At 69.4% G+C, this 12,405-nt stretch carries 9 protein-coding genes; 7 read left to right on the top strand and 2 right to left on the bottom strand.

Going from position 1 to position 12,405, the window contains the following annotated elements; all coding sequences use genetic code 11:
* Nucleotides 1-9: 9 nt before the first annotated feature.
* Nucleotides 10-3,342 (bottom strand): alginate lyase family protein, encoded by a 3,333-nt coding sequence (locus ACZ4WQ_RS00225; protein ID WP_398370422.1) that lies wholly within the window; start codon nt 3,340-3,342, stop codon nt 10-12.
* Nucleotides 3,339-4,868, bottom strand: a complete 1,530-nt coding sequence (locus ACZ4WQ_RS00230) for a glycosyl hydrolase family 28 protein (RefSeq protein ID WP_398370420.1) — start codon at nt 4,866-4,868, stop codon at nt 3,339-3,341. Before ACZ4WQ_RS00230 ends, ACZ4WQ_RS00225 begins: the two co-directional genes overlap by 4 nt.
* 351 nt (nt 4,869-5,219) lie before the next feature.
* On the opposite strand from ACZ4WQ_RS00230, the gene ACZ4WQ_RS00235 reads away from it, so the two are divergent.
* The 7 genes from ACZ4WQ_RS00235 (at nt 5,220) to ACZ4WQ_RS00265 (ending at nt 12,374) form a co-directional block, all read left to right on the top strand.
* Nucleotides 5,220-6,233, top strand: a complete 1,014-nt coding sequence (locus ACZ4WQ_RS00235; RefSeq protein ID WP_398370418.1) for a hydroxyacid dehydrogenase — start codon at nt 5,220-5,222, stop codon at nt 6,231-6,233.
* Nucleotides 6,234-6,341: 108 nt separating this feature from the next.
* Nucleotides 6,342-7,430, top strand: a complete 1,089-nt coding sequence (locus ACZ4WQ_RS00240) for a LacI family DNA-binding transcriptional regulator (protein WP_398370416.1) — start codon at nt 6,342-6,344, stop codon at nt 7,428-7,430.
* A 379-nt stretch (nt 7,431-7,809) separates the two neighbouring features.
* Nucleotides 7,810-9,144: an ABC transporter substrate-binding protein gene (locus ACZ4WQ_RS00245; protein ID WP_398370414.1), complete on the top strand. Its 1,335-nt coding sequence runs from the start codon at nt 7,810-7,812 to the stop codon at nt 9,142-9,144.
* Between the two features lie 10 nt (nt 9,145-9,154).
* The gene (locus ACZ4WQ_RS00250) at nt 9,155-10,042 is read left to right on the top strand and encodes a carbohydrate ABC transporter permease (RefSeq protein ID WP_311725020.1); all 888 of its coding nucleotides are present in this window, start codon (nt 9,155-9,157) and stop codon (nt 10,040-10,042) included.
* Nucleotides 10,043-10,047: 5 nt separating this feature from the next.
* Nucleotides 10,048-10,953: a carbohydrate ABC transporter permease gene (locus tag ACZ4WQ_RS00255; protein ID WP_398370553.1), complete on the top strand. Its 906-nt coding sequence runs from the start codon at nt 10,048-10,050 to the stop codon at nt 10,951-10,953.
* 130 nt (nt 10,954-11,083) lie between these two features.
* Nucleotides 11,084-12,076 carry a DEDDh family exonuclease gene (locus ACZ4WQ_RS00260; RefSeq protein WP_398370412.1) on the top strand — a complete coding sequence of 331 codons (993 nt, stop codon included), beginning with the start codon at nt 11,084-11,086 and terminating at the stop codon, nt 12,074-12,076.
* A 64-nt stretch (nt 12,077-12,140) separates the two neighbouring features.
* On the top strand, nt 12,141-12,374 hold the full coding sequence (locus ACZ4WQ_RS00265) for a hypothetical protein (protein ID WP_076971072.1): 234 nt from the start codon (nt 12,141-12,143) through the stop codon (nt 12,372-12,374).
* The last annotated feature ends 31 nt before the right edge of the window (nt 12,375-12,405 follow it).

The following is a 12,405-nucleotide window of genomic DNA, read 5'->3' on the forward strand; positions in this document are numbered from 1 at the left end:
GGGGCACCTTCAGCCCGGTGCGCTGACGCTCACCTCCTCGAACCGCGTGGCGCTGTGGGCCAGCGGGCTGCGGGAGCAGACCACGAGACCCACGTAGTAGGGGGCGTCACCGAAGCCGGAGATCTCCCCGGAGGCGAGGGAGGTCCACGTGGCGCCGTCATCGGCCGAGACAGCCGCGGCGAAGGCGGTCCCGGTGCGCGTCAGCCGCAGCAGCAGAGGGAGTCGGACGGTGGTGGTGCCGGAGAACGCGGAGGCGCCCGCCACGGTGGTGCGCAGCATGAGCTGCGCGCTGGTCCCGGCCGTGACGATCGCTCCGGCCGCCTGGTCGAAGGGGGACAGGGACTTGGCCATCAGCAGGCCGACGCGGTCGGCGGTGGCACCGGTACCAGAGATGAGACGGGCGGTGACCTGACAGTCCCCGATGACGGGCTGCCGCACGAACTGCCCGGTCATCCCCTGGTTGTTGACGGTCAGGTCCACACCGGCGCCGCGGACGGTGAAGGTCCCTTCGTGGTACGACGTGCTGCCCGGGGTACGGATCGCCACCACGCCGAAGGTCCCGAAGGCACGGTCGTCGAGGACGACATCGCCGAGATCGCCGTGGGACCACGGGTCGGGTGGGGGCGTGCCGACCGTAAGGGTCAGGGTGCCGGATGCCGTCCCGGAGGCGTTGCCCGCGGTGGTCGTGACCGAGAACTCTCCGGTCTCGGTGGGGATTCCGGAGACGAGTCCGGTGCGCTTGTCGATGCGCAGGCCTTCGGGCAGACCGACCGCGGTGAACCGTATGGGCTCGTGCGAGGCCCGCAGCAGATGGCGAAAGTCGGCGCCCTTGTTGGCGAAAGCGGTGGTTGGGGAGGTGAGTCGGGGAATGGACGGCCTCGGCATCTCGGCGCTCGCCGAGGTCGAACGCGGTCCGCGCCCGCTCGTGCTGGTCTTCGCGACGGCGTAGTGGTACGTCTTCCCGGGCGTCCCGGTCGCGTCCGCGTACCGGACCCGGGTGCCGAAGCCGACCGCTTGGACGCCGGTGGCGAGCGTCCCGTAGGGGCCGCCCGCGCGCGCCGCTCTCAGCACGGTGTAGCGGGCGGCGGGGTCGGAATCCGTCCAGGCGAGCTCGACGGCGTCGGCGCCGGCCCGGGCCCGCAGGTCGGTGGCGGTGCGCGCGGGGCGCGGCACCGACCAGCCCTCGCCGGAGGCGGAGGTCACGGTGACGTTGTCGAAGGCGCCGGTGCCGGTCTCGGCGTAGTCCTCGTCGACGCCCAGGCAGGAGGTGAGCGCGAGCCCCGCGTACGCGGTACCCCCCAGGTCGACCTCGGTGGAGCCGACTTCCGTCCACCGGATGCCATCCGGGGAGATGGCTCCGGTGCAGCGGCTGCCCTTCCGGGTCACCCGCACCCAGTACGGCGCCCGCAGCCGGTAGCCGTCGCCCGCGCCCTCGACGTACGGGGCCTCCAGCGGTGTGGCCGACTCGGGCAGCTCACCGAGGTCGGAGATCGGGAAGGAGGCCTTGGTGGTGATCGACTCCTGCTGGGACGGCGGCACGGGGGTGCTGCCGGTGGCCGAGACGGACGCCCCGGCCTTCGGGCGCACGGTCCACACGCCGCTCCAGGTGTGCAGCGGCAGCCCCTGGATCAGCATCGAGGCGTGCGGGGCGGCCGCGTCGAGGGAGCCGCGCACGGTGACGCCGATCTTGGAGTACTGCGAGCTGAGCGGCCACACGATCCGCGCGGTGACCGTGCCGTCGCCGGACAGCGGGAGGTGCGCCAGGCGGTAGGTGTCCGCGGTGCCGCTCGCCTCCAGGACGAAGCGCTCGCCGTCGAAGGCGGCGGAGCCGGGGATCGCGACGTCCCCCACGTCCCGGGTGGACCAGGGGCCCGGGAGCCCGGCGGTGGCCGACGCCCGGCCCGAGTGGCCGCTCGTGCCCAGCGCGTTGGTGGCGCTGACTGTGTAGTAGTACATCCGTCCGGCATGTACGTCGCTGTCGGTGTACGTCGGCTTGTCGATGCCGGAGGCGATCCGCTCGTACGAGCCCTCGGGGCTGGTGGCGCGCAGGACCGCGTACGAGTCCGCCCAGGCGGAGGGCAGCCAGGTCACGGTGACGGCCTGGTCCTTCCCCACCGCTGTGACGCCGGCCGGCGGTGTGGGCGCGGCCGGCGAGGGGGCCTTGGCCCCCGCGTAGGCGAGGGTGCCCCAGCTCGGCAGGTCGTCGTTGCCGCCCTCGACGACGCGGGCGCCGTCCGTGCCCCGGAAGACCGCGCTCTTCGTGTACGGGGTGTCCAGGCCCCGCACACCGGCGTAGTGGGCGTAGTACATCTCGTAGATCGGCGGCAGCGTGCCGCGGACCTTGTTCGAGACGGTCGTCTTGATGTATTTGCCGGTGCGGTCGAGGTCGGGTGTGAAGGGGACATCGCCGCCCAGGTTGTAGCGGGCTGCGTACTCGGCGTTGGCCAGGATGCGATGGTCGTCGAAGCCCCACAGGTCGACGCCCTGGTTCCAGGCGACCTGCGCGGCGTCACCCATCAGGCCGACGGCGAGCTGTTCATGGGCCTGGTCGCGGCCGCTCTCCTGGCCCTGGCCCTCGTCGGTGACGACGCGGTTCCGGACGCTGCCGTTGCCCGCGCCGGCCGCGGCGAAGCGCAGGGCGTCCTCGAAGAGCGCGGGCTCCTCACAGAAGACGCCGATGGCGAGGATGGTCTGGAGGGAGGTGAGGTCCCAGTTGCCGTTGGCGTACAGCATGTACGGCGACACGGCCGGATACCACACGCGCAGGAAGGACTCCTCACAGCGCGTGATGTCGGCCATGTCCCAGCCGTCGTAGCCGGTGTGCCGCAGCAGCTCTGCCGCGTTGACGAACTTGAAGGCCTGGAGCCCGGCGCCGAGCGGGCCGTCCGCTCCGGTGACGGCGGTGAGCGAGGCCGACCAGGCGCCCAGAATGTCGCGGGCCTTGTCGGCATGGGCGCGCTCGCCGGTCACGCACCACATGAGGGCGTTCTGGTAGGCGGCGGCCGAGTCGGCCACGGCCTGGTTCATGAAGTTGGAGGGGCCACGGCCCCAGGAGGTGATCTGGCCGGTGTTCTGCACGGTGTACGACGCCTGGGAGCGGGCGTTGGCGGCGAGCGCCAGGTATCCGTCGTAGACGGGGGATTCCTTGGCGGCGACCGCCGACTTCATCCGGGCGAGGTCCGCGGCACTGTGCAGCAGCCCGGGGTGGGCGAAGGCCCGGAGGCCGGTGTTGTCCTGGGCCTGCGCCGGGCCGGGCGCGAGCAGTCCGCTCGCGCCCGAGGCCAGCAGCAGGGCCGCGGTGCCGCCGAGGAAGCCGCGGCGGCTCGGTGCGGGGGTCGTCATGACGCTGCGGCCGCCTCTGCCTCGGCGGTGGTGATGAACCTGAGGTTCGTGACGTGCTCGTTGACGTGCATCGGCACGAAGTCGGTGGTGAGGTACCAGCCGGGCTTCTTCATCGAGTCGGCGATGACCGCGCCGCCCAGGACGAGGTTCTCGAAGGTGACGTCCTTGATCGGGTGGTCGGCGTCGTAGCCGAGCACCATGCAGGTCGCGAGCGGTTTGCCGGTGTAGGAGAGGTCCTTGACGTAGACGTTCTCGATGCCGCGGCCGACCGAGGTGTTGTACTTCGTGTTGTACATGACGCGCATGTGGATGAGCTGGCCCCAGCGGAAGTCCTCGACGCGCATGCCGTCGACGCGCACGTTCCTGATCAGGTTGGAGTCGCCCGCGTTGAGCGCGAGGCAGCCCTGGTAGCCCATCTGGGGTTCGCGGTGGTCGCAGATGTCGAGGTTCTTGAAGGTGAGGTTCTCCAGGACCTCGGGGTCATCGGTGTTGCCGTGCGTGCCCACGTTGATGGGGTGGGCGACGTCCGCCCAGAGGGTGGAGTTCTTGACGGTGATGTTCTTGGTGTCGCCGTAGTAGTCCCAGCGGTGGGTGTAGATCGCGATGCAGTCGTCGGAGTTGCGCATGAAGACGCCGTCGATGGTGACATGGGTGCTGGAGAAGATGTCGATGCCGTCGCCCCAGCCCTTGGAGCTGAAGGAGCACATGCCCTCGACGGAGACGTCGGTGGACTCCGCGATCTTGAGGGCGTAGCCGTTGGGGTTGAGCATGGTGACGGCGCCGATGTCGATGTTCTTCGAGCTCTCGACGAGGGTGCCGCCGTCCTTCGTCCCCGCGAGCATGCCCCGGCCGATGAGCTGGGAGTTCCGCACGTCCCGGAAAACGACCGTGGCCTTGAGGACAGCGCCACCGTGGACGTACACGGTCTTGCCGGAGGGGACGTTCAGGAAGCCGTCGGCGGTGTTGTGGATGCCGGGGCCGAAGTAGATGACGTCGGGGTCGTCGGCCTTGGGCCGCTTCTTCTCGATCTCACGGGCGAACAGGTGCAGGGAGTCGAAGATGTCGTCGTTGATCTGGACGACGATGTTGCGCGGTCTGTCCAGGGTGAACCGGAGCGTGTCGGCGAGTACGTCGGGCTTGATGCCGTAGGAATCGGGCCGCACCCGGACCTTTTGCACACCGCCCTTGATGTACGTCACCTCGACCTCGACCTGCCCCGAGAAGTCGAAGTGGGCGAGGCTCGAGTTGTACTGCTTCTTGCTGCCCGTGGCGGGATTGATCTCGGCGAGGGTGGGCCGGTAGACGCCGAGGGTCTGCCAACTGCCGCCGGGAACACGGACCTTTACGGTGAAGCTGCCGGTGTTGACCGGGGCTCCCGCCGGAACGGTGTACGTCACCAACTGGGGCACGCCGGGCGAGGGATCCTCCGCCCGGGCCGCCGTGGCCGTCAGGTTGGTGAGACCGGCGGCGAGCACGGTGGCGCCGGCCGCCTGGAGGGCGGTGCGGCGTGACGGGGACGGGGACATGCGTAACTCCTTGCGCTTACAGAGGGAGATGAGAGATACGGGAGGTCACTCCAGGCAGGTCGCTTGACGCCGGACGTCGACATCCCGGCGACGGATCCGTGCTCCCTCCGGAGTGAGGCGAAGTAACAGGTAGCAAACGGTTCCTACAACCGGTGGCCAGAGTGTCTGCCTGTCCGGAAAGTACGTCAAGAGTCCTCTCACACTTTCGAAAAACCCCGGGAACCACCAGGTCGCTTCCGCCCCGGCTTCTGGGCCCCGGCCACCGGGCCCATCGATTGACCCTCGTTCGGGCCGGATATAGCGTAGAAGACGCTTTCAGAAAATGTTTCCCGCACGCACCTCAGGAGGGTCATGCCCAGCGCCCAGCTGCCGAGGGCCGTGTTCGCCATGGATCCGGTGCACCTCCCCCTGCTCCTCCCCCCGCCTCTCATGGCACGGCTGAAGCAGACAGCCGAGATCGACCCCTCGCTGGTCCTCCAGGACTTCACCCCACCGCGTGCCATCGCGGCGCTGGCCGACGCCGAGGTGCTGATCACCGGCTGGGACTGCCCCCGTCTCGACGCGGACACCCTGACCGCGGCGCCCCGCCTGCGCGCGGTCCTGCACGCCGGGGGCTCCGTCCGCTCGCTCATCGGCGAGGCCCTGTGGGAACGCGGCATCAGCGTCTCCAGCGCGGTCACCGGCAACGCGCTGCCGGTCGCCGAGTACACGCTCGCGATGATCCTGCTGACCGGGAAGGACGCGTTCACGCACCGCGAGCGCTTTCGCGCCACACACGCCCGCCCCTCCCCCGCCGAGACCGCCACCACCGGCAACCTCGGCCGCCGGATCGGGATCATCGGCGCCTCGCGCGTCGGCCGTCGCCTCCTCGACCTGCTGCGGCCGTTCGACTTCGAGGTCCTGCTCTACGACCCCTATGTGAACGCCGCCGAGGCCGCCGCGCTCGGCGTCGGCCTCCTGTCCCTGGAAGATCTGCTGCGCCGCAGCGACATCGTCTCCCTCCACGCCCCCGACATCCCTGAGACCCACCGCATGCTCGACCGGGCCCGGCTCGCCCTGATCCGGGACGGCGGTGTGCTGATCAACACCTCCCGGGGCGCGCTGGTCGACCCCGAAGCGCTCACCGACGAGCTGGCCACGGGCCGGCTGCACGCGGTCCTCGACGTCACGGAACCCGAGCCGCTGTCGGCCGACTCCCCGCTGTACACGCTCCCCAACGTCTTCCTCACCCCGCATATCGCGGGCTCGCTCGGCAACGAGATGGAGCGGCTCGGCCGCATCGTCACGGAGGAGCTGGAGCGCCTGGCCGCGGGCCTTCCGCTGGCACACGAGGTGCGGCACGCGGATCTCGCCCGGGTGGCCTGACGCCCCGCGGCCGACAGGCGGTCCTGCCGTCCACAAGCAGTCCTGCCAGGAGTAACGATGGGATACGGTTTCAGCACCGACCGGTCACTACGGCGAAGGAGCCGCAACGTGAGTCAGCGTAAGGCGCCGGCTGACGCCGGGCGGGCAACCATCCGCGACGTGGCGGAGCGCGCGGGCGTCTCCGTGGCGAGCGTGTCGCGCGTGCTGTCCGGCAACTATCCGGTGTCGGACGACCTGCGCCGCCGGGTGATGAAGGTCGTACAGGACCTGGACTACGTCACCAACGCCCACGCCCGCTCCCTGGCCGGTGGCGGCACACCGACCGTGGCGATCCTCATCAACAACATCACCGGCGCGGCCTTCGCCCACGTGGCTCAGGGTGTCGAGGGGGCCGCCTCGCTGCGCGGCTGGCTCTCGCTGGTCGGCACGACCGGGGACGATCCCGAGCGGGAGCTGGCGCTGGTGAACCTGATGCGCCAGCAGGGCGTGGCCGCGGTCGTCCTGCTCGGCGGTGCCTACGACTTCGACGAGTACCAGCTACGGATGGGTCGGTTCGCGCGCTCCTTGGACGCGGCGGGCTCACACCTCGTGCTGGTCGGCAGACCGCCGCTGGAGGGCGACGTCCCGGCGACGACGGTCGACTACGACAACGGGGGCGGCGCGTACGCCATGGCCAGCCACCTCCTGTCGGTCGGCCACCGGCGGGTCCTGGTGCTGCCGGGCCCTGCCGACCTCACCACGGCCCAGGACCGGTTGAGCGGCGCCCAGCGGGCCTTCGAGGCGTACGGCGTGCCCTTCGATCCGGGCATGGTGCGGCACGGCTCCTACGACTACAGGCACGGGTACGACGCGGTGGAGGCGAGCCTGCGGGAGGGAGTGGACTTCACAGCGGTACTCGCCGGAACCGACGTGGTCGCCGCGGGGGCCATGCAGGCGCTGCGCGCGGCGGGCCTCAGGGTGCCCGAGGACGTGTCGATCGTCGGCTACGACGACATCCCGCTGGCCTCTCAGCTCACCCCCCAGCTGACCACCGTGCACGTGCCGTACGAGGAAATGGGCCGCGTGGCGCTGCGCGCCGTGGCCGACCGGCGCGAGGCCGGACCGGGTCGCCGCCGGGGCAGCGACGGCGACCATCTGGTGCTGGGCACCCATGTCGTCGTACGACACTCCGTGCAACCGCCCGCCCGGCCCGCGTAACGCCGCTCCCAGCACCACGTTACGAAAGCGTTTACCGGCACTGTTCACCCGCCCCACCGAGTCGGTGCCCGGCATTCGCCCGAGGCCGCGACGACCTGGGCAAGACCCGCTATGAGCTGTGGTGACTTCGCACAGTCGAGGGGCGGCCGACCCTCGCTCGAACGTGATCCCACGGACAGCCGGCCGTAACAATTTCCCGCACGCCTCTTGCTATCTGCGGAGCCGTCGGCCTACCGTCCTGGAACCGCTTACTACAGCTTTTGCTTGGCGGGTCCCCGCACCCGCAAGCCGACGGTCTCCGGAACGCCGTTCCTGGCCAACGCCCCGAGCCGCCGTCCTCTCGTTCTGAGACGCCCACTTTCCGAAGGATTACGGTCCGATGAACTTCACCAGCCCCAGGCGAAGGTTCGCCCGCGCCGCCGTCGCCGGTCTCGCACTGACAGGTCTGCTCTCCGCCTGCGGCGGATCCGGGGACGACGCGTCCTCCGGGTCTTCCGGTCCGGTGACCCTCCCCTTCTGGGGCTGGGCCAACGGCCAAGAAGCCGTCGTCAAGGCGTTCAACGCCAGCCACAAGGACGTCAAGCTCGAGTACACGAAGGTCACCGACCAGCTGACCATGCAGAAGCAGCTGACCAACGCGGTCAAGGCCGGCAACGCGCCCTGCCTGGTGCAGAACACCGCCGAGTATGTGACGACCTGGGTCTCCCAGGGCGCGCTCGCCGACATCACCACGTACGTGGAGCCGAGCAAGGACAAGTTCAACGCCGGGTCGTGGGCCGGCGCGCAGGTGCAGGGCAAGATCTACGGCGTCCCCACCAGCTCGGCGCCCGCCTTCACCATCTACCGCACCGACATCTTCGAGAAGTACGGTCTCAAGCCGCCCGCGACCTGGGACGACTTCATCGCCGCGGGCAAGGTGCTGAAGAAGCACGGCATCAAGATCACCAACTACGCCGGTGAGGACCCGAGCACCCTGGAGGTGCTCGCCATGCAGGCGGGAGCGCACTGGTACGCCATCGACGGCAACTCCTGGAAGGTGAACTTCCAGGACGAGGGCACCCTCAAGGCGGCGAAGGTGATCCAGGAGATCATCGACAACGACCTGAATTCCAAGCTGTCCTTCGCGGATTACGCGGCCGTGCAGCGCAACTACGACAAGGGCGGCACGGCGACCCGGCAGATCTCCACCTGGCAGATGGCGGGCATGGTGCAGAACTTCACCAAGTCCAACGGCCAGTGGGCGCTGTCGCCGTGGCCGACGTTCCAGGGCGAGGCGGCCAAAACGCCGGCCGGCACCAACCAGAGCGGCGGCGTGACCCTGGTGACCAAGCAGTGCAAGAACCAGCAGCAGGCCGCCGAAGCCGCGCTGTGGATGTCCACCAACACCGGCGCGGTCAAGACGATGGCGAGCCCGGAGACCGGCAACGGCGTGATGCCCGCACTGGCCGACAGCAACGCGTACATCGCCGAGGCGATCTCCTCCAAGCTGCTCGGCAAGAACTACGAACCGGCCAAGAAGGTCGTCACGGACAGTCTGGCCACGGTCACCACCGACTGGACCTTCGGGCCGAACTGGACCGCGATGTTCACCGAACTGCAGAGCGGCTGGGCGAAGGTCATGAACAAGGAGCAGAAGGTCACCGACCTGCTCGCGCACATGCAGAAGTGGACGGTCGACGACCTGAAGTCCCGCGGCATCAACGTCAAGGGCTGAGGCGCACCCGATGGTCCGTTCCCAGCGCTGGAAGGGCGCCGCCTTCACGGTGCCCTTCCAGCTCGGCTTCGTCTTCCTGTACCTGCTCCCCATCGGGTACGCCGTCTACCAGTCGCTGTTCCTGGAGAAGCAGTCGGGACTCGGGCTCGGCGGCGCCACCAAGGAGTTCGTCGGCCTGGACAACTACCAGCATGGCCTGACCGACTCGGCGTTCATGAACTCCATCCTGCGGGTCGTGCTGTTCGCCTGCGTGCAGATCCCGGTGATGCTGCTCATCAGCCTGGTGCTGGCGCTGCTCCTGGACGCGCTCACCTCGCGGGCGGCCGGCCGGTTCCGGATCCTCCTGCTGGTCCCTTACATGATCCCCGGGGTGGTCGCGGCGATCGTATGGGTCAACCTCTACAGCCCCGCCGTGGGGCCGCTGACGCCGCTCGGCGAGTTCTTCGGGTTCGACTGGAACTTCTTCGCGCCTTCGATGGTCTGGCCGTCCATAGGCAACCTGCTGACCTGGCACGGCATCGGCTACAACATGGTGATCATCTACTCGGCGCTCCAGGGTGTGCCCCGTGAGCTGTTCGAGGCGGCCCGGCTGGACGGTGCCTCGGAGATCCGCATCGCCCGGAGCATCAAGATCCCCCATGTGCGCGGCGCCCTCGTCCTGACCGGTCTGCTCTCGATCATCCAGATGCTCCAGATCTTCAACGAGCCCGCCCTGTTCCGGAACGTCACTCCGCAGACGGTCAGCGACAGCTTCACCCCGATCATGGTCATCTACAACCAGGCGTTCAACTCCGGCAACTACCACTACGCCGCGGCCCTGTCGGTGCTGCTCGCCCTCATCCTCGGCGTGGCCTCCTTCCTCTTCTACCGGCTGACCTCGAGGAAGGCCGACTCATGATGCTGATGGACAACGACACCAAACGGCCCCCCGTCCCTACCGTCCGGCGGCTGACCCGCCCGGACGGCGCCTCCCGCGGGCGGGGTGGTCAGCGCTTCCTGCTGATCGGGTTGATCCTGGCCAGCGTGTACAGCATGTTCCCGGTGTGGTGGCTGATCGTCGCCGCGACCAAGGACCGGGTCGGGCTGTACCAGACGAACGGCCTGTGGTTCTCCGGCATGCACCTGTGGGACAACCTGCACCAGCTGTTCACCTACCACGACGGCATCTTCCTGCGCTGGACGTTCAACTCGTTCCTGTACGCGGGCGTCGGATCCCTCGGGGGCACCCTCGTCGCCCTCGCCGCGGGCTACGGCCTCGCCCGCTTCGAGTTTCCGGGGCGCAACGTGGTGTTCGCGTGCGTAGTGGGCTCGTTCCTGATTCCGCTCGCCCTGCTCACCCTGCCGCTGTACCTGCTGTTCTCGGAGATCGGACTGGTCGACACGCCCTGGGCGATGCTGATCCCCTGCTTGATCAACCCGTTCAGCGTGTACCTGGCCAAGGTGTACACCGAGTCCACGATCCCCTACGAACTCCTGGAAGCGGCCCGCCTCGACGGCGCCGGCGAGCTGCGGATCTTCTTCAGCATCGTGCTGCGGATGATGACGACGGGCGGCGCCACCGTGTTCCTGCTCGCCTTCGTCAACACTTGGAACGCCTTCTTCCTCCCGCTGACCGTGCTGCGCGGTGAGCGGAACTGGACCCTCAACCTGGGCCTGTACAACTGGACCGGCAACCGCCTGGAGTCCGGCGTCGACCTGACCAGCCTGGTGCTGACGGGCGCGCTGCTGTCCATCGTGCCCATGGCGATCATGATGGTGGCGATGCGCCGCTACTGGCGGACCGGCGTCACGATGGGAGCCCTGAAGTGACCGTGCCGCACCACCCCGTGATCCGCGGCCCCTCGGCCACAACCCGAGGCGCCGTCACATCCCCGTAGCCGGCTCCGTTTCGGGCCCGGGCGCGCGTGGGTGTCGGCGGCGGCCCGTATCCTCATTGACCATGCTCGATGACCGCATGGCAGCCGCACCACGGTTCGCACCGCCGCCCTCCCCGTGGCCGGCCGACTATCCGGAGGGATACGCGGTCGTCGACGTCGAGACGACCGGCCTCGCCCGAGACGACCGGATCGTGTCCGCCGCGGTCTACCAGCTGGACGCGCGGGGCGCGGTGCAGGACCACTGGTACACCCTGGTCAACCCGCAGCGCGACCCGGGCCCGGTGTGGATCCACGGCCTGACCGCCGATGTGCTGGCCGGCGCCCCGCTCTTCGCGGACATCGCGGGCGAGCTGGCCGGGCGCCTGGACGGCCGGGTGCTGGTCGCGCACAACGCGGTGTTCGACTGGTCGATGCTCGCCCGGGAGTACGCGCGCGCCAGGAGCGCCGCGCCGGTGCGGCAGCGGCTGTGCACCATCGCGCTCTCCAAGGAGCTGGGCCTGCCGCTGCCCAACCACAAGCTGGAGTCCCTGGCCGCGCACTACGGAGTGGTCCAGCAGCGCGCCCACCACGCCCTGGACGACGCGCGGGTGCTCGCCGAGACCTTCCAGCCGAGTCTGCACGCGGCCGCCGCGGGCGGGTTGCGGCTGCCCCTGCTGGCCTGCCAGCCGCTGGCCGAGTGGTCCGACACCCCCCGGGCGGCGATCGGCTACCAGCGGTCGTACCGCCAGACGGGCTGGCGCCCCAGCCGCAAGCGCCCGGCCTGCCCGTACCCCAACCCGGGGCGCTACGAGCCGGGCGGGCAGCTCGTCCAGGGCATGCGGGTGGCGTTCTCCGGCGACACCTCGATCGACCGCGAGCTGCTGGAGGATCAGGCGACCGAGGCCGGGCTGCACGTGGCCACCAGTGTCTCCCGGCTCACCAGCCTGCTGGTCACCAATGACCCGGAGTCCTTCACCTCCAAGCTCACCAAGGCCCGGTCGTTCTCCACCCCGGTCATCGACGAGGCGGCCTTCACCCAGCTGCTGCGGGATGTGGCCCCCGCACCAAACAGGTGAAGTCGGCCCAACACGCCCGCCCGCCGCTCCCCCACCGCGCCCCGCAGCCCGCACCCTGTGCCCCATGGCACGTTGCGAGGTCTGCGGAAACGACTACCACATGACATTCGAGGTGCACGCGCAGGGCGCGGTGCACGTCTTCGACTGCTTCTCCTGCGCCATCCACCGCATGGCGCCGATCTGCGAGCACTGCCGGTGCCAGATCATCGGCCAGGGCGTGGAGGTGGACGGCCACTTCTACTGCGGTGCCCACTGCTCCCGGGCGGAAGGGAGGGTGGGGATCATCGACCGCGTCTGAAGCGATCGGACATCCGTCCGGGATCGGCCCT

The sequence above is a fragment of the Streptomyces sp. NPDC028305 genome (assembly GCF_055569495.1).